The organism is Rhizobium sp. BK112 (assembly GCF_014193215.1).
In the GTDB taxonomy this organism is placed as follows: Bacteria; Pseudomonadota; Alphaproteobacteria; order Rhizobiales; family Rhizobiaceae; genus Rhizobium; species Rhizobium anhuiense.
Window position 1 is genome coordinate 121,995 of sequence record NZ_JACHYZ010000016.1, and the last position, 17,985, is coordinate 139,979.

The 17,985-nt window shown below is 58.8% G+C and carries 11 protein-coding genes and 1 pseudogene; 4 read left to right on the forward strand and 8 right to left on the reverse strand.

Annotation, left to right across the window (positions count from 1 at the left end; translation table 11 throughout):
* Nucleotides 1-22 precede the first annotated feature (22 nt).
* Together FHT75_RS31070 and FHT75_RS31075 are read left to right on the forward strand one after the other, a co-directional pair.
* Nucleotides 23-535: a ferritin-like domain-containing protein gene (locus FHT75_RS31070; protein WP_183845635.1), complete on the forward strand. Its 513-nt coding sequence runs from the start codon at nt 23-25 to the stop codon at nt 533-535.
* A gap of 136 nt (nt 536-671) precedes the next feature.
* Nucleotides 672-1,178, forward strand: a complete 507-nt coding sequence (locus FHT75_RS31075) for a ferritin-like domain-containing protein (protein ID WP_183845634.1) — start codon at nt 672-674, stop codon at nt 1,176-1,178.
* Between the two features lie 61 nt (nt 1,179-1,239).
* Here the strand turns inward: FHT75_RS31075 and FHT75_RS31080 are convergent, their stop codons facing one another.
* The 7 genes from FHT75_RS31080 to FHT75_RS31110 form a co-directional block, all read right to left on the reverse strand.
* Entirely contained in the window at nt 1,240-2,106 is an 867-nt protein-coding gene (locus tag FHT75_RS31080) for an SDR family oxidoreductase (RefSeq protein ID WP_281413884.1), read from the reverse strand.
* Nucleotides 2,107-2,263: 157 nt separating this feature from the next.
* Nucleotides 2,264-4,555, reverse strand: coding sequence for a glycosyltransferase family 4 protein (locus FHT75_RS31085; RefSeq protein WP_183845632.1), 2,292 nt, complete (start codon nt 4,553-4,555; stop codon nt 2,264-2,266).
* Nucleotides 4,552-7,791 (reverse strand): glycosyltransferase, encoded by a 3,240-nt coding sequence (locus FHT75_RS31090; protein ID WP_183845631.1) that lies wholly within the window; start codon nt 7,789-7,791, stop codon nt 4,552-4,554. The genes FHT75_RS31085 and FHT75_RS31090 overlap by 4 nt, the downstream gene beginning before the upstream one ends.
* Nucleotides 7,784-10,135 (reverse strand): UDP-galactopyranose mutase, encoded by a 2,352-nt coding sequence (gene glf / locus FHT75_RS31095; protein ID WP_183845630.1) that lies wholly within the window; start codon nt 10,133-10,135, stop codon nt 7,784-7,786. The genes FHT75_RS31090 and glf overlap by 8 nt, the downstream gene beginning before the upstream one ends.
* A 57-nt stretch (nt 10,136-10,192) precedes the next feature.
* The gene (locus FHT75_RS31100) at nt 10,193-11,368 is read right to left on the reverse strand and encodes a glycosyltransferase (RefSeq protein ID WP_183845629.1); all 1,176 of its coding nucleotides are present in this window, start codon (nt 11,366-11,368) and stop codon (nt 10,193-10,195) included.
* 218 nt (nt 11,369-11,586) lie between these two features.
* Complete coding sequence (locus FHT75_RS31105; protein ID WP_183845628.1) at nt 11,587-13,122, reverse strand: PQQ-dependent sugar dehydrogenase; 1,536 nt, start codon at nt 13,120-13,122, stop codon at nt 11,587-11,589.
* On the reverse strand, nt 13,122-13,559 hold the full coding sequence (locus FHT75_RS31110) for a DUF2231 domain-containing protein (protein WP_183845627.1): 438 nt from the start codon (nt 13,557-13,559) through the stop codon (nt 13,122-13,124). The genes FHT75_RS31105 and FHT75_RS31110 overlap by 1 nt, the downstream gene beginning before the upstream one ends.
* Nucleotides 13,560-14,169: 610 nt before the next feature.
* On the opposite strand from FHT75_RS31110, the pseudogene FHT75_RS31115 reads away from it, so the two are divergent.
* Nucleotides 14,170-15,152 (forward strand): annotated as a pseudogene (locus tag FHT75_RS31115) (PAS domain-containing protein).
* 418 nt (nt 15,153-15,570) lie between these two features.
* Nucleotides 15,571-17,406 (forward strand): methyl-accepting chemotaxis protein, encoded by a 1,836-nt coding sequence (locus FHT75_RS31120; RefSeq protein ID WP_183845626.1) that lies wholly within the window; start codon nt 15,571-15,573, stop codon nt 17,404-17,406.
* Between the two features lie 102 nt (nt 17,407-17,508).
* Here the strand turns inward: FHT75_RS31120 and FHT75_RS31125 are convergent, their stop codons facing one another.
* The gene (locus tag FHT75_RS31125) at nt 17,509-17,691 is read right to left on the reverse strand and encodes an NADH dehydrogenase ubiquinone Fe-S protein 4 (RefSeq protein ID WP_312865396.1); all 183 of its coding nucleotides are present in this window, start codon (nt 17,689-17,691) and stop codon (nt 17,509-17,511) included.
* Nucleotides 17,692-17,985 lie beyond the last annotated feature (294 nt).

The following is a 17,985-nucleotide window of genomic DNA, read 5'->3' on the forward strand; positions in this document are numbered from 1 at the left end:
CCGGTCAACGAGGAGATTTTCGATGTCTGAGAATGAAACCCGCGAAATTTTTATCACCGGCCTTAAGAATGCCCACGCCATGGAAAACCAGGCGCTTTCGATCATGAAGCCCCAGCTCTCGCGTATCGAGAACTACCCGGAGATCGCGGCGAAGCTCGACCAACATATCCGAGAAACGGAGGGTCAGATCGTCCGCATCGAAGAAGTGCTCGACAGTTTGAACGAAGACCACTCGTCGCTTAAGGACATGGCACTCTCCCTGACGGGGTCGATGGCCGCGATGGGCCATACCATGGCCGGCGATGAAATTCTGAAGAACTCGTTTGCGAACTTCGCCTTCGAGAATTTCGAAATGGCGGCTTACAAGTCGCTGTTGACTGTCGCCGAAGCCGGCGGCTACGGCGCAGCCACCGGTCCCCTACAGGCAAACCTGACTGAAGAGAGGGCAATGGCACAGTGGCTGGACGAAAATATCGTCTCTGTGACGACCAGGTTTTTGTCTCTTCGCGAAGCTGGTGAGAAAGCCAAGGTCTAAGCAACAACGATGGCCCTCGTGCCTACCGCTGGATAGGCCCGAGGCCCTCTGTATCGCTGAACGGCCGATTTTCGGACGGGAACAATCAAAACGACGCGGCATTACCCCGCAAGCCCATGCCACAGGAGGATTAACTATGGCGACCACCACAACCAAGACGCTTGATGACCTTTTCCTTGATACGCTCAAGGATATCTACTTTGCAGAAAAGCAAATCCTGAAGGCGCTGCCGAAAATGGCTCGCGCCGCCAAATCCGAGGAAGGCAAGGCAGGTTTCCTGCTGCACCGCGACGAAACTCAGGGTCAGATCGGACGCCTGGAGCAGGTATTCGAGCTTCTCGGCAAGCCGGCACGCGGCAAGACCTGTGAAGCAATCCAGGGCATCATCGCCGAGGGTGAAGAGATCATGGAAGAGTTCAAGGGCTCGCCGGCACTCGATGCCGGCTTGATCTCCTCGGCTCAGGCCGTCGAACACTACGAAATTGCCCGTTACGGCACCCTCATCGCTTGGGCAAACCAGCTCGGCCTCACGGACGCCATTCCGCTGCTTCAGGCAAACCTTGCCGAAGAAATAGCGACCGACAAGAAGTTGACCCAGCTCGCGCAGGCGTCTGCAAACGCTAAGGGCAAGAGGGCGGCTTGAGGCTGGACGATCAGGAAAGGCCGTCATTGTCGACGGCCTTTTTTATGGTCTGCCGCTGAGATCAGATCATGATTTCCCCGCCGGTCACCGGGACGATCGCTCCGGTCATGTAGCTGCCGAGATCCGAGGCGAGAAGCACATAGGCACCGGCAAGCTCCGCCGGCTGTCCAGCCCGCCCGATGAGTGTATTAGCGCCAAACTTCGCAGCTTTTTCGGCCGGCATCGTCGAGGGGATGAGCGGCGTCCAGATCGGGCCGGGTGCGACCGCGTTCACACGAATGCCTCGCTCACCGAGCATCTCCGCAAGTCCCGCGGTAAAGTTGGAAATAGCTCCCTTCGTCGAGGCATAAGCGAGCAGCTGGGGTGACGGCTGGCGCGACTGGATGGACGTGGTGTTGATGATCGAGCTGCCGCGCGCCATGTGTGGGATTGCCGCCTTCGCGAGGAAAAACGGTGCATAGATGTTTGTGCGAAACGTTTCGTCCCACTCTTCGGCATCGATGTCGGCAATGTCATCATAAGTGCGCTGGAAGGCGGCATTGTTTACCAAAATGTCGATACCGCCCAACTCATCGACAGTCCGCTGCACGAGCGCCTTGCAGTGATCCTCCGACTTGACGTCGCCAGGGATGACGACAGCTTTGCGACCTGCGTGTCTTACCCAATTTGCGGTGTCGTTAGCGTCCTCGTCCTCGCTTAAATAGGAGATGACCACATCCGCGCCCTCTCGAGCAAAGGCAATCGCCACAGCTTTGCCAATGCCCGAATCCGCACCCGTAATGAGAGCAGCTTTGCCTTCGAGCTTTCCACTACCCCTGTAGGATTTTTCACCATGGTCGGGGACAGGCTGCATGGCCGATGTTTGGCCAGGCGGCTCTTGCTGCTGCGCGGGGTAGGGGGGTGTCGGGCGGCGCGTGTCGTCGGTCATCGTCATGATCTCCTTGAAAGTTGTGAAAGGCAAACCTTCGGAAGCAGTAACGGTTCCCGGACGCAATCTTTCTTTCAGCTGCATCCGAGCAGTGCTGTGTCCCAAAATGATGGCTGCATGGTGCGATTTCGATCTGAATGCCGGCTGCTCGACGCGTTCAGGTCTCGCTAACCTCGGCGCCGCCGATATGAAGCGGTGCAAAGGTTGCAAACTCATTTGCTCGTTCGCATATCGCAGCACCCAGGGGAGCAAATGGCGCCCGTCCTTCTGAAGTGACATCGGCGGAGAGGAGGCCGTTTGCGCAAGGCCGACCATCATCCCAACCAGGGTGATTGACGATCGGATATAAGCACAAGCCTTCCAAGGGCACTCCCGACCTCATCGAATCCAGAGCCTGGTCCGCAACATAGTCAAACCAGGATGCGCGCCGATCATCCTCGACGCCGGTCTCGGCAATAAGGATCGGCCTGCCGTAGCGCGCGAACGTCTCGACCAGAATTCGGCTGAGAGGCTTATATAGCGGATGACCAATGTCGATCGGCCGGCCACCGTGAATCCACTGGTTATTGGAATAATAATTCACACCGAGAATATCGAGATAGCGTTCGCCGCCTCCGATCTGCGGCCACATCCTTCCGCCGATCAAGTCCCAGGCCTGGAATTGCGATTGGCGATGTCCTTCGGCAATTCGCGCGTCGTGGGGACGCGACGGATCCGCCACGACGTTAATGACCGGCTCGCAGTGAACGAAGCGGGCCCGGGCATCCACCGAGATAATGGCGTCGATCGCTGCGATGGCAGCGCGTGCCATCTGCACCTTGAGTTCGAATCCCCGTCCATTGGCAAACGGGTTCAAATAGCCGACGTCCCCACCGCCCCATGAGAAAAACGAGATCTCGTTGACAGGGCAATAAAACGGAATGCCGTCGCTCTCCTCGCGGACCAACTCGGCGCATGCACCTGCGAACCGCGCGAAGCGATCGATGAAGCGAGGCGACCAGATGTCGAGATCATCGGGCCAGCCATAATGCAGGAGATCCCAGACAACCTGGGTCTTTGTTGCCTTGGCCGCCTGGAGCATCGGACGAATGCTCGACCAGTCGTATCGACTGGATTTGTCAATCAGGTGCCATCGGAAACCATCGCGCACGGTGGACATCCCAAAGCCTTGAAGTTGACGATAGTCCGTCTCGGCATGGTGATCGTGACCCGTGGCGGCAATCAAATCGAGTCGATGGCCCTGCGTTTCATCGTTTTTTGGCCGGAGCCGATGGGTCGAACATTCGAAACCGCCTTGCAGAAATGATTGAAACAGACCCGAAGGGCGAGCTGCCTTTCGTTCTCGGTGGACCTCTGCCAGAAGCCACTCCCACTGCGGCAGCACTGCCTCGACGGAGTAGTCTATCTCGACCTTCCGCCGCAGGGCTGTGCCGAGTGCGTGACGGCGCGCGGGGGACTCGATAAGCGCGATGATGTTTTTCGCAACGACGCCTGGACTGCGATAGGGGACGAAGACTCCCGACAGCCCGTCGTCGATCTGCTGCATAACACCGTTATCAGGCGTCGCAATCACCGGTAGGGAGGCGGCCCCCGCCTCTGCGATAACGTGCGGCATGCCTTCGCCGGATGAGAGCCAGACGAATATATCGAATGCGGCGAGTAGGGACGGGATATCGTCCCGGTCGCCAAGAAATTGAAGCATACCGCCGAGCCCGTGCCGGGTAGCCAGGTCTTTGAGCCGTACGGCATATTCCGGCAGGAAGGCGTCGGGTCCGCCCACAATGACGAACCGTGCACTTTTCGTCGTGGCATGAACCAGTGCGGCTGCCTCAATAAAGTCCTCGACGTTCTTTTTGGGATCGAGCCTGCCGACCCAACCGATGAGAACCTCATTTGCCGCGATCCCGAGGTTCGCTCGCGCCCGCTCGCGATGTGCCGGGTCGAAGGCCGAAAGATCGATCATCGAGGGGATTTCGAGGGCATGATGGTCGCGCCCGGGCATCCGCGATGCCGCTGCCTCACGGATCGAGCGACACACGCCCACATAACGCGACGTCAGATGTTTGGGGCCAGCCAAAGCCTCTGAGACCAGCCCGCCATGTTCAATGAGGGGCGGGCGAAGATGCAGTCGCTCCAATGCGGGATAGATGTCCGCCACGTTCTGGCAGGAAACAACAATGTCGTAACCTGGGATTTTCCCGGCAAGATATTTTACCGTATCGTTGAAGGACAATTCATAGGGCGTCGTATCGACATCGATCCCCAGCCCCTGAAGCTGCCGGTGCGTTTGCTCCGGCATGCCAGGTTTACGAAAGCAGGCTACGACGTCGATGCGATAGCGACGCCGGTCCAGATTCTTGGCAAGCAGACGGACTTCCGTCTCCTCGCCGCCGACGACCAGCCAGGCGAAGACGAAGAGGATCCGCAGAGGCGCTGGTTCAACCGTCATTCGCCGACCTTGAATATAACCTGGAGGAATTCCGGCCGGTTCTCGATCAGATCGACCAGGAAAGCAGGCGCGTCGTCCATCGGCACGATGTGAGTGATCATGTGCTCGCGGATCGCCGCGCCCTCCGTTTTCAAAAGGTCGAGCGTCACGCGTGCCAGCCTTTGACGGTCCCACCGTGGTGCAAGCCCGCGGGGAACGCGGTTGATTTGCGCGCAGCGGATGTTCAGACCGTTGTGATGGAATTCTTCTCCCAGCCGCAAAGCGCTGGCGCCATCCTGGTAAAAGGCAAGATCGATCACAGTGCCCTGGGGGCGCAAGGCTTTCAGCGCCGTGTGCAGGCTTCCTGCATGAGCTCGCGTCTGGAACGCGACATCCGCGCCGCGTCCCATGGCACCCTCATGCCAGCGCTCTTTGGCATGCTGCCAGGCTTGATCCTCTGTCATCGCCGTCAATCCCATCGCATCCGCCTTGCTGCGGCGAAATTCCGAGGGGTCTGTGATCACAATGTCTGATGCGCCGAGCGAACGGGCAAAGAGCGCCGTCATCAAGCCCACGGTACCTGCGCCGAGGACGATTACCGTTCGGCCGCAAACACCCGCACCGAGAGCAGGGACAGTCGCTCCAAATGCTTCCGCGTCGGCATGGAGGATGCCGTTGGCAGCGATCGGTCCCATCTGCGCGACAAAGACGCCGAGCAGCGGATCGAGTTCCGGCGGCATGCTGACAAGAAGATCATGAGAGGGGTCGGCAGTATGCCCACTTTTGTGCGCGTAGCTCGCCGCGAGCAACTCGCCATCGGCAAAGCCGCGCGCCCGGGATTGCGAAATGCGTGCGACCTCCATGTAACCGAGGAACGGCACTGGATAGTGCAGCTCCGGCTCGTTTTCGATGAAGACCCCGCGTCCGCCATCGAAGCGCGCGCGGAAATAGGGGTTGGTATTCTTTAAGAACGTCAGCTCGGTCCCGGCGGAAAGACCGGTATAGAGCGTGTTGAGCCGCACATGCCCATCGGCAGGCGGGCCTTCCTCATACTCGAAGAAGTAGGCTCGGCCCGGCGCCTCGATGCCGAGAGAGCGGATTTTGCGGTGACCAGGCCGCAATTCCGGAGACATCTGGGCACGCGGTTGTGCCAGCAAGGGCTTTAGTTCGCCCCGTTTGAGAGCCGGGATGTCGAGGTGTATCGGCTTTCCGCTGCGTGCGGACGATACCACGGCCAGGGCAAGCCGATGGGTGGCTAAGGCATCACCATACGGGCAGCGGATGCGGTTTTCACCACCGCGGACGGCGTCGATGAAATCGCGGTCTTCGCGCCATACCGGATCGCCATCGGCACCACGCACTGGCCGTCCTCTTCCAACATCCACCATGATATCGCGGTCGGTCAATTCGATCGCCAATCGGTCGGCGAAAATATGCAGGCCGACGCGGTGGCTCCAGCCGAGAAGGCAGCTCGCGGCGATATTAGCGACTACGCCTGTTTCGAAGGTCAGGTTAGCGGTGGTCACCGTCGGCACATCGAGGCCGGGAAACTCCGCCCTCTCCGTATGTCCTGCCCGGCCGTAGACGTCGGTGACTTCGCCTACGAGGAAGCGCGCGAGATCGAGAAGATGCGTCGCCTGCTCAACCATCTGGCCGCCGGATTGATCCTCCTTCCACCACCACTGCGGGGGAGGAGTAGAGTCAAGCCAGTACCCCGACAGGAGTTGTGCTGGGTTGTCCGCCAACAGGTTTCGGGCCTCATCGACGATATCGAGATAGCGCCAGTGATAGCCAACGCCAGTGATGAGGTCCGCCTTCGAGACGCCTGCTGCGATCTCCTCCGCCAGCGCCAGATCGAGCGTGACCGGTTTTTCGACAAAGAATGGAATGTTGCGGTCAATGAGGTCCCGCTCCGGCTCGCCATGGGCAAAAGGCGGAATGCAGATGTAGACCGCGTCGAGTTGTTGCGTGTCGAGCATTTCGCGATGATGGCCGTACGAGCGGGCGCCAAAGCGCATTGCCGCCGCGTCCGCGCGGGGAAGGTCCGGGTCGGCGAAGGCGACAAGTTCGACGTCGTCGAAGCCGGTCAGGATATCTAGGTGCCGATGGGCAATACCGCCCACGCCGATGAAGCCCAGCCGCGTTTTTCGCATCTCGCTATCCTTTAGTTTTTGATCTGCATGTTTGGTGAGGAAGCGCTCGTAGACGGCGCTAGTCTCGTCAGCCATTCGATGGATTGAAAAGTTACGCTCGAAACGCGCGTGGCCGACTCTGCCGGTGGACTTAAGATGGGGATCGCTCAACGCCTGATCGACGACAGCGGCTATCGACGTTGGGTTACCAGGCTCCGCAAAATAGGGATGATCACTGCCCAGCGCCTCGACCGTTCCGCCAATCCTCGTCGCAACCACGGGAACGGAAAGCGACATTGCCTCGAGAACGGCGAGCGGAAGACCTTCAAAGCGCGAAGGAAGGACGAAGAGATCTGCGATCGCCATGATCTCGGCAATATCTGCCCGGTGCCCCAGAAAACGAACGTGACCGGAGGCCTGCAAATCTCTTGCCAAGGCACTGACCCGATCTTCTTCTGGACCCGATCCGACAAAAATCAAAACCGCGGAAGGATGAGTTCTGAGGATGTCCGGCAAGGCGCGGACAAGCGACGCCTGATCCTTCTGCTGGGTGAAGCGGGCGACCGTCAGCAGCACAGTTTTACCCACTAGGTCGAGCACTTGCCTTAGATCCACCGCTGCTCGCGCAGGCGAAAGCGGAAAGATTCCGTTCCGCACGACTGTCAAACGCGACGGCGCAACTTTTGCTTCGCAGAAGCTCTGGCGCGAGGCCTCGGAAACCACGATGTGATGCGACAGTCTTCCGGTCTCGCGCCGATAAAGCTCGATCTGGTCCGTATCTGTGAGCAGATAAGGAAGATGGTCGGTGCGGACAATCGGGATTGCCCGGGCATCTGCGGCGGCAGCTAGGCCGTGTCCCTCCCATCCGATTCCTGCATGAATGTGCAGAAGATCAACGTTGGATCGCGCCAACCACTCCCCAAACGCGCCCGCGTCTTCGCTTAGCTTGATGCCGATTCCGTGTCGCGCCGCACGCGGCAACAAACCGGTCCTGTCCTGGGCCAACAGGGCTATTGTGACCTCCCACCGTTCGCTCAAAGCCCGCCCGAGAGCAAGCATATGCTCGCCCATTCCGGATGGTTCGGTGCTGTCGGTCGCCAATAGGATATGAGGGTTTCTACTCATGCCGGGCGCCGGCAAACGCTTTATCGGTCTCATTCCGACGCGTCAGGCGCCGGTAGGTCGCCAGTGCTTGACCGACGACTTGGTCCATATTGTAATATTTGTAGGTTCCGAGCCGCCCGACGAATGTCACGTCGCTCTGTGCGCGGGCGAGAAGCTCGTATCGTTTATAAAGTGCCTGGTTCTCCGGGCGGGGGATCGGGTAATAGGGGTCACCTTCGGCAAGGGCATACTCATAGCTGATGCTCGTCTTTGGATGAACCTGGCCGGTCAGATGCTTGTATTCAGTTACGCGCGTGTAACGGACATTCTCGGATGGATAATTGATAACGCCGACCGGCAGCAGCCGTCGTGTATCGTGCGTTTCATGGTGGAATTCCAGACTGCGATAGGGCAGCCGGCCTAAACAATGGCCGAAATACTCGTCTATCGGCCCGGTAAAGATGGTGTGGCTCGCCAGCCCATCCTGCTTCAGATCGGCGAAATCCGTGCCGAGCAGGACCGTTATATTTTCATGGTCGAGCATGCGTTCGAACATGCGCGTGTATCCGTCCAGCGGCATGGCCTGAAAGCGGTCGAGGAAATAACGGTCGTCGGTATCGGTGCGGGTAGGCACTCGTGCGGTAACTGATTTGTCGAGCTTCGAGGCATCAAGGCCCCACTGCTTGCGCGTGTAACCTTCGAAGAAAGTGCGATAAAGTCCGGATCCGATTTGAGAAATGACGACGTCTCGCGATGTAATCACGCGATCGCAGGGTTCCGCCCGGTCGGCCAGGAATCGTGCGGCCGCAAATTCGTCCGTAAGGTCGAGACCATAGAGCGCATTCAGGGTGGTACGATTGATGGGGATGGGAAGCCGCAGCGCACCAACCTGTGCAAGCACCCGATGCTCGTAGGGGCGCCATGCCGTGAAGCGCGACAGGTAGGCAACCACATCCTCGCTGTTTGTATGGAATATGTGCGGGCCGTATTTATGGACGAGGATCCCGGCGTCATCGTAGTGATCGTAGGCGTTTCCGCCAATATGAGGCCGTCTGTCGCAAATGAGCACTTTCCTCCCGCCATCTGAAGCCAGTCGTTCAGCCAGCACCGATCCCGCAAATCCTGCACCGACGATCAGATAGTCATAGCTACCCGGCGCGGGCTGTTGGGTGTGAACGGAAAATCTTTGAGGCGGGGCACGCGACAGGACTTTTCGCCCTGCAGCCTCTTCGACAAGTGCCGACATCTTACGGAAGGTGCTCTCCCAGGATGATCGGGCCAAAATTTCATCGATGGCCTGCAACCACGCCTCGTCACCGCGCGAAACATGAAGGGCAGCATCGCAGGCCTTCGCAAAGGCTTGTGCGTCGTTGGCCAGGAAGACGCCTGGCACATCGCCATACCCGCGGACCACATCGACAATTTTCGTTCCGACGATGGGCCGGCCCGCAGCGAGGTATTCAGGAGTTTTAGTCGGACTAATGAATCGAGTGGCATCACTCAGTGCAAATGGCATAAGCGTCGCTTCCCAACCCGAAAGGTAGGCCGGCAGATCGCCATAGGTTTTCTGACCGAGATAATGGATGTTGGCTGCCCGGGGCAAATCGTCCGGCGAAATCTTCACAGTCGGCCCAAGGAAGACGAAGGAATAGCCGTGCCGCGCCGCGGCGACGCTTGCGATCAGATCAAGATCGAGCCGCTCGTCGATCACACCGTAGTAGCCAAGGCGAGGATGAGGAATATCGACTTGGTCCCTGGGTTCCGGCAAAGGCTTGCGCGCGGTGCTGAAGTGATGGCTATCGACACCGGATGGAAATGGGTGGATGTTGTCGTGTTGGTCCCGTTTCGCTTCATACAGGCTTATGCCACCGGTGAAGACGACATCGGCGGCCGCAATCAACGTGTGTTCGGATGCCTTGAGGTTGGCGGGCGCAAACTTGAAGTTTGCCAGCTCATCCATGCAGTCATAGACCACCGCCACCGCATCGACATGCCGGGCGAAGGCAAACATCAACGGGGTGTAGAACCAAAGGATCGGGCGCTTTCCGCCGCAAAGCGTGATGAGTTCGTCAAGCAGCTTGCCAAGAGTGGCTTCACGGTCGGTCTCGCTCCACCCATTTGGAATGCGCGGACGCACCGCCTTGACGGTTGTCCCCTCGAACGGATGGATCTCCACATAGGCAAGGGGATGGTCGGTCGGAATGAATTCTTCGAAGAAGAACACTGGGCGCTCTCGCGAGAATCGCTGCATCAGGTGCTGGGGCCTCTGGAGCACAAAGTCCCACCGAAGATGCGAGAAGCAAATGAGCGGAGCGTCTTCCAGCAAGCCGCAGCCGGACAACGGCACAGAATTCAGCAAATTCATCAGGCACCTCGCAATCACAATGGCCCCTCGAACCTGCGATTGCGTCGAATGTTCCCGTCAATCTGGCGAAGTTATCTCCATAAGGCTCTTGAGCGTCCGGAGGCTATGCGGCCACGTCCAGTTGTCCAAGACGACCTGACGCGGATCAAAGCCTTGCAGCCGTCCGAGCATGTCGCGAATACCCTCGTGAAATTCACCGGCCGAGGCACTGCGTCCGGTCTTCGGCGTGATGTATTGCAGGCCGCAGCTCAGCTCACTGTTTGCAAGCACGGGTATTCCTGCCAGCATATACTCAGTCAAAATGGCCGGCGCCCCGTCATCGACGCCGCAAACAACGCCGATGCGGGCCTGGTTCATAAGCCTGTTCACCTCTGCAAACGGTACGCCGGGCGGATCGATGAAATCGACGTCGAGGCCGAGCGCTCCTGCGTGCCGGCGAAGCGCTTCCATCAGGTCGCCATATCCGCAGACGCACAATGTACGCAGCGAACGGGGTAGTTGGCTCAGCGCGTTGAACAGAATGTCATGCCGCTTGTAAGCCTGAGCAGCAGCGACGTAGATCACGTCGTAGATCTTTTCCAGACCAAGGGGCCTGAATGTCACCTCCGAGGCAAACTCCGGTCCGATCGGCATAACCGCGGTGCGCATATCGGCATGTCGAGCGCGCACTGTTTCCGACTGCCACGCGGCGCCTGTGAGAATAAGGTCGAAATGGCGGCTCACGTTGGAGGGGACGCGCAATGCCGGTGCGTCGATCGAATTGTAGATTTTGAAACTGTCGCGGCACGCCAGCAATACGTCTTCGCTGACGCCAAGGCCCCATATGCACAGGATCGACGGTGGTCCGAAAGCCTCGATATGGCCCAGCATATCATTTGATGCGAATGGCGCTTCAGGCCCATTCATCTGGAAAGACCGGCGTGTCAGGAAGGGGCATCCATTGGTCCTATGCATCTGTGGCAACCCACCACGGCGGTGGGTCCAAATCTCCGCGCTGTCGGCAAGGCCTCCCTTGAGAGCGGCAAGAGGAAGCCGCTCGATATAGCCACCCGCGACCTCGACGTTCTGTTTCGGGTTGACGGCCATCTCTGGGACAGGTCCGCGATTGCCCGACAACCATTGCTGTCGAAACCAGGTTATCGTCCCGGACTGGGCGTCGCGCCAATCGCCGTCCTGGAAGTCGCTGATGACGACTATTCGGCGTGGTATCTTTGTTGCTTGCAACGTAACCATATCCACGTCCCGCGGTTGAAGCCCGAGGTGGGTTTTGCATCTCATTGCCGCGAACCATTCGCTTGTATGCGCCTTTGACCAAAATGCAGCGGCTAACGATCGGCGACGGAGACGCGCGCTGATATCAGCGCAGACGGTACTCCCGGAAAATTGCCTTGGTGTCGACGGTCCGTGCCACGAAACATGACAAGAAGAAATCGGAACCTAACGGCATCTCATTAGAGATCAGATGCCGGGGCAATCTGCATTTGCGCAGGCGGGGACGTGTCTGGCTGAAGGGCAAGTGCCTTTTGATCGGTCGAGCCCGTCCTTTCCATTCCGATGCTCGGAATCATATCGAAAGTCCTGCCCGCTTTTGCATCCGTCGAGACTTGCGAATTTGCCGAAACCTGGTCCGTGCCGATTGGCTGCGGCGTGATCTTGCCGTCGGACGAAGCAACGCGCCAAACCGTATTGCCGGCGTCATCGGCAATCAACAGCGCTCCCGTCCCGTCGATCCCCACTCCAACCGGCCGACCCCTCGCTTGGTCGCCCTGGATAAAGCCCGTGACGACGTCCTGCGCCTTGCCGGATGGCTTGCCGTTTTCGAATGGCACGTACACCACCTTGTAACCGTTGAAGCTGTCCCGGTTCCAACTGCCGTGCTCACCGATGAAGGCGCCGTTGGCGTAGGCGGCGGGCAACGCTGAATTCATCGAGAAGGTCAGTCCGAGGGCCGCGACATGGCTCGACAGCGCGTAATCCGGTGGGGTCGCCCCTTCGACCATGTCGGGACGCGGCGGATGTACACGCGCATCGACATGCTTGCCATAATAACTCCAAGGCCAGCCATAGAAACCGCCCTCCTTGACCGAAGTCATGTAGTCGGGAACGAGGTTCGGGCCGAGTTCGTCGCGCTCATTCACGACCGTCCAGAGCGTACCTGTCTCCGGGTTGAAGGAGAGGCCATTCGGATTGCGCAGTCCCGAGGCAAAAACACGCGCTGCGCCGGTGTGCCGGTCGACCTGCCAGATCGCTGCACGGCCCTTTTCCGCTTCCAGTCCGTTCTCCACGATGTTGGAATTCGAGCCCACCGAGACGTAAAGCATCTGCCCATCAGGGCTGAGCGCCAGATCCTTTGTCCAATGATGGTTGATCGGACCACCTGGCAGAGGCGTGACAATTCTCGCTTTGGCGGTGATTTCGTTCTGCCCGAGTTCATAGGGGTAGGCGAGAATGACAGCCGTCGAGGCGACATAGAGCGTGTTGTCCACCCAGGCCACACCGAACGGCGAATCGAGTTTCTTCAGCAGATCGTGTCGCTCGTCCACAGTGCCGTCGCGGTTCGTGTCACGCAGCAATGTGATGATGTTGCTTTCCTTCTGCTCGCCGCCACGGCCGCCGTGAGCGATAGCCATGATCCAGCCGCGGATGAAATCCTTCGGCCGTGAGGTCGGTTCGCCAGAGGGGCCGCGAGACTGGATCACCAGCACATCACCGTTCGGCAAGGTATGGACCGTTCGAGGATTAACGAGGTCCTTGGCATAAATCGCGACTTTCAAGCCGTCCGGAGTGGCCGGCGTCTCATTCTCCTTCCAGCCGACGATGTCCGCTACCTTCAGATCAGGCAGCAGGGAGGGGGCCGGATCTGGGAGGACAGGGTTCGGTCCGATCTGCTGGGAGATGTCGAAATTTCCGCTCTGCGCGTAAGCAACGAGCCCGACGCCTACAGACATCGATAAAACCGAGGCACCGAAAAGCCGAGACTTCATCATCATATCCTCCAGGCCAGTCTGGCGTATTTGCGCGCGCTAAAAACTACAGCCACCAAGCAAAACACAAAGGTGACGGCGGAAATCATCAGTCCGTACGGAACTACGGCCGTCCATCCATCGCCCCCATGCACAAGACTATTGGCAAAGCCTAGGCCCAATATGATCAAGTAGAGGAGGGCCGACAGGAGGGGCGCCCTCAGTGGGCGGGTGCGGGGACGCACCAGATCCATCAACCCGGCGAGGATCGCAAGCGAACCCAACAGCAGTCCGGCACACAGAAGCCATGCCGAGAAATTCTGCCACATCACGTTGCCGCTCTGCCAAAAGGCGATATCGGTCGCGAGTGCCAGCGTGAAGCAGACGAAGGGAAACGGGACAAAGAGCGACTGTATCGGATAGGCGGCCGCGTCTCGATCGCGCTCGGAAAGTATAGCCATGGATGCACCGTAGGATTGAGAGCTTGTCGAAGCCTACCAAACCGCGGCGACAGGAGATGGTTCCGTTACCACGGGCTGCAGCGATTGCTCGCCTGAAGCGGCAAGCCTTGAGTGGAAGGTCGGCCGGGGCAGGAAGCAAAGAAAGAATGCTCTGTTTCGACCGGCCGGTTTATCGCTCAGACTTGTTCGACGGAACGCGTGCCCGGTCGTAAGGGTTTGATCAGCGACTTGTCCGGGACGGTCGGATCGAGCCCATCGGTCCAGGCGCGATAATGCCCCGTCGCCCAGGCCGCGGAAATCAGCGAACGTTATCGCGAAATCCATCCTCCTGTTCGTCGAGATTCGTTGGAAGTCGGCTCCGGCCATCTCTTCATAAAGCATTCCGGCCGTTGAGCAGTTGCGTTGCGACTGACCAAATCCAAAGGGTGCCAGGAGACTCCACTGACGTGTGAAACCTGCTTGCAGCGATCACGGCCCTCCGGCGAAGGTCGTGACCGTGACACGTTGCCCGCCCCGTCTCAAGGAAGCCAGGTCATCCCAAACTGTCGCCACATGGGAAACAAAGGAATGCGAGCCGCGTTATTGTGCGACCTCTCTTAAGCGTAGAAGCATGACTAGTCATTCCACGAGAAAACTCCACGGCGATTTGCCCTCCGCAGCATCAAAGGTCGCCGCCGCCGATCGGAAAGAGCTGGCAGCGATCGCGTTCGAACGTACCAGAATGCCGATGGTGGTCGCTGACGCGCGGACGGCAGATGTGCCGATCGTGCTCGCAAACAAAGCATTCCTCGAACTGACAGGTTATGCTGCCGAGGAGGTTCTCGGACGCAATTGTCGTTTCCTGCAGGGTCCCGCTACGTCTCCCATTGCCGTTGCAGAAATTCGTGCCGGCATCGCCGGCGAGCACGAGGTGAATGTGGAGATCCTCAATTATAGGAAAAGCGGTGAGCAGTTCTGGAATCGCCTTCACCTAAGTCCCGTACATGGGGATGACGGACAGATCCTGTACTTCTTCGGGTCTCAAATCGACATAACGGAGTATCGGCGCATTGAAGCGCTCGAAGCCTCCGAGCACCGTCTGCTCAGGGAGGTCGATCACCGCACGAAGAATGTGCTGGCCATCGTCGACAGCATCGTCCGCCTCAGCAATGCCGAGGACCCGGCCCTTTATGCCGCCTCAATCCAACACGCCAGCAGGTAACCCCATTCGCAGCAGCCCGCGCTTCTTTCAGCGGGCCGGATATCCGACTGCCGGCGCCGGTTGTTCAGCCGCTTGCGCTCGTGTTCCATGAACTCGCCGTAAACGCGGCTCGTCACGGTGCTCTTGCCGCTGCGCGGGGCACACTTTCAATCAGCTGGAAGCCCGGACCGTTGGGCACAGGCCTTACTATCCGATGGCAGGAGTTGGGCATCGGTATTGCACCCAAATCGGCAAAACGTGGTTTTGGAACCGTGATTGTGGGTGCGATGGTCGAAAAGCAGCTTGAAGGGCGCATCAAGAAAAGCTGGGTTAATGAGGCCCTGCTTATCGACATTGAAATTCCGACCGATCGCTCCGCTTCGTATGACGCTCCCGTGGGCGATGTAAAATGATGCCATGATTCCGACAGCGGGATCGAATGTTGGCCCGCACAAGACGACCCCGAAGAGCCGTTCGTGCCTAAGCTTGAGTCGAACGTGATGCGATGCCACTCGCATCCTTGGGATTCTAGCCGATCCCGACTGAGCCGACTGCCTCCTGCGCCTGCCGCTGGTCAGGTGAAGCGGAACCAGCAGGCGACGCGATTGCTCCCGGGCGGCGCCAGGCGGCATTGTCACGATTCGCAACTGGCCCTGGGTGCAACCCCCTGATGGTACGCGCGGGCGGCTTTGCTATGTGTCGTTTGTAAGCAACGAGAATAATCCAGCCTTCGGCGATAGAAGTAAATAAAGTTAATTCTAAATTAGCCAATCGGCCGAATTCTTGCAGCTACGTGACCCGCGCGGTCGTCCTCAGGAGCTGGAGATCCGAATGAAGCGTCCGAATGTCAAGCAGGCCCTTATTGCGGTTTTATCCGTCATTTGTGCCTTCCTCGTTGTCCTGTCCTACAGCTCCCTCAGCACGATCTCGACCTTGAACGACAACACCCAGCAAATTGGTGGCTTCTGGATGAAGCGCCTGGTTACCGCGCGGGATATCAAGGGGAATTTCTCCGATTTGAAGCTTGCTTACGCGCGCTATCTGTTGGAGGCTTCACCAGAAAATCAAGCCGCTGAAGCTAAACTGGTCGACGACGCGAAGTCCGCTGTCCAGACCGCGATCGATGAATATGTGAAAGGCGTGCGTACCGAGCGGGGCCGGGAACTGATCACCCAGGTCAACTCGGAACTCAAGAAATACGGCGAACTTGCTGAACATATGGCTAAACTACAGGACAGTGGAAAGGGCGCCGAGGCGGTCAGCCTTTTCCGCGAGAGTATGGAGCCGCAATCCGATTTGGTCGGCCAGAAGATTTCTGATCTCGTGGCCTTCATCTTGAGCCAGAGCGAGACCTATGTGGCGGCAAGTGGCGGCGCGGCACGCACGGCATTCATAATCACAGCAATAATTGCAACTCTTGCCGTTCTAGTCGCTTTAGCCGGAACGATATTCGCCGTACTCGGCGTCGCGAGCCCGATCCGCCGCATCGCCTCAGCCATGAAAATCTTGTCCGACGGGGATCTGCAAAGCGAGATCCCTTATGCCGGCCGCGCCGACGAGATTGGCGCAATGGCAGCAGCGGTCGAAGTCTTCCGACAGAACGCCATACATGTCCTCCACCTGGAGCAGGAAGCGTCGGCTTCGCGAAGCCAGTCGGAGGCCGCACGCGCGGCTGCACAGGAGCGCACCGAGCGTGAAGCGCAACAATTACGGTTTGCGACGACCACTCTAGGTGACGGACTGAGACGTCTTGCAGGCGGCGATGTCTCATTCCAGCTGGCGGAGCCCTTCGCTGAGGAATACGAGCAACTGCGGGAGGATTTCAACACGTCCCTCAAGCAACTCGGGACGACAATCGGTGCTGTCCTGCAAACGGTGCACAGCATCGACAATGGAACGCGCGAAATCGCGTCCGGTGCGCAAGATCTTTCCAAGCGTACGGAGCAGCAGGCCGCGTCTTTGGAAGAGACGGCGGCAGCTCTCGATGAGATTACCACCAACGTTGCCACCGCGTCCAAACGAACCGACGAGGCCCGCAATGTCGCGCAGGAGGCTAATGTCAGTGCGGAACGTTCCGCTGCCGTCGTATCTCAAGCCGAACAGGCTATGAGGCGCATTGAGGACAGCTCGGAGCAAATCTCCAATATCATCGGCGTGATCGACGAAATCGCTTTCCAGACAAACCTTCTGGCGCTGAATGCAGGCGTCGAGGCAGCCCGCGCCGGAGAAGCCGGTAAAGGCTTTGCCGTTGTCGCACAGGAGGTACGCGAGCTCGCCCAGCGCGCAGCGACGGCGGCGAAGGAAATCAAGGGACTGATCGAAAAGTCATCAGTCGAAGTCGGCACGGGCGTGAAATTGGTCCTCGAAACGGGCCAGTCGCTTAAGTCGATCGGCGACCACGTCTCTCAGATCAATCAGCTGATGGCAGCCATCGCAACGTCGGCGCGAGAGCAGTCCACGGGCCTCGCCGAAATCAACACCGCCGTCAATCAAATGGATCAGTCCACCCAGCAGAACGCGGCGATGGTCGAGCAATCGACCGCAGCAGCGGCGTCTTTGTCGAGTGAGGCGAGCAGGCTGCGTGAACTCGTCAACCAATTTCATCTCGACAGCGCCGCCGGCCATGTGGCCGCGTTGAGAAGTAATGTCAGGATCAGGGCGGCATGATAATGGCCCGGCCGTTTCGTCGAGCGGCGGTTGCTGAGACTGTCCTCGCGCAGATCTTGGCCTCTTTTCGACTGCAACCTCTCCAGATCCGACGTGGAGGCCTCATTCGCCTCCATGCCGCTCGGCACAGCGGATGGCGGATTCGAGCGTGGGGAATTTCAACTCCACCTGGGTGAGCGTGTCGGCACTTCCCGCATAGCCCATCAAAGGTTCGCTGAATGGCGCGCTGCGGCGGTCGAAAACAAGCCGCCAGCCCTTCGGCTGTTCGGTCCCTAATGTCGTCACCGAGCGCGACGGTTTGAAAATCCTCGCAACGGTATTTTCGGGAAACAATGAGTGCGAGAAACAGGATAGCTCCACCGGTTGTCGCTTAAGACGCGCAAGCCGGAAGCCGTCGCTGTTCTCTCGTTATCTGTGTGTCTGCCAGTCTCCATCACTTGTCCTCCGCAGGGTGGCAAAGGATGCGCGGCGGGTGCAGATGGCCGCCGCCGCGCGTTCGTCTCGATCAACTCTTGATGGCGATGCGCTTGACCTGCGACTGCGCCTCCTCGGTCTTCGGCAAGGTGATCGTCAGTATTC

Bases quoted from the DNA above. Each gene is read 5' to 3' on its own strand.
- FHT75_RS31070 (WP_183845635.1), top strand. From the start codon at position 23: ATGTCTGAGAATGAAACCCGCGAAATTTTTATCACCGGCCTTAAGAAT.
- FHT75_RS31075 (WP_183845634.1), top strand. From the start codon at position 672: ATGGCGACCACCACAACCAAGACGCTTGATGACCTTTTCCTTGATACG.
- FHT75_RS31080 (WP_281413884.1), bottom strand. From the start codon at position 2,106: ATGACCGACGACACGCGCCGCCCGACACCCCCCTACCCCGCGCAGCAG.
- FHT75_RS31085 (WP_183845632.1), bottom strand. From the start codon at position 4,555: ATGACGGTTGAACCAGCGCCTCTGCGGATCCTCTTCGTCTTCGCCTGG.
- FHT75_RS31090 (WP_183845631.1), bottom strand. From the start codon at position 7,791: ATGAGTAGAAACCCTCATATCCTATTGGCGACCGACAGCACCGAACCA.
- glf (WP_183845630.1), bottom strand. From the start codon at position 10,135: ATGAATTTGCTGAATTCTGTGCCGTTGTCCGGCTGCGGCTTGCTGGAA.
- FHT75_RS31100 (WP_183845629.1), bottom strand. From the start codon at position 11,368: ATGGTTACGTTGCAAGCAACAAAGATACCACGCCGAATAGTCGTCATC.
- FHT75_RS31105 (WP_183845628.1), bottom strand. From the start codon at position 13,122: ATGATGAAGTCTCGGCTTTTCGGTGCCTCGGTTTTATCGATGTCTGTA.
- FHT75_RS31110 (WP_183845627.1), bottom strand. From the start codon at position 13,559: ATGGCTATACTTTCCGAGCGCGATCGAGACGCGGCCGCCTATCCGATA.
- FHT75_RS31120 (WP_183845626.1), top strand. From the start codon at position 15,571: ATGAAGCGTCCGAATGTCAAGCAGGCCCTTATTGCGGTTTTATCCGTC.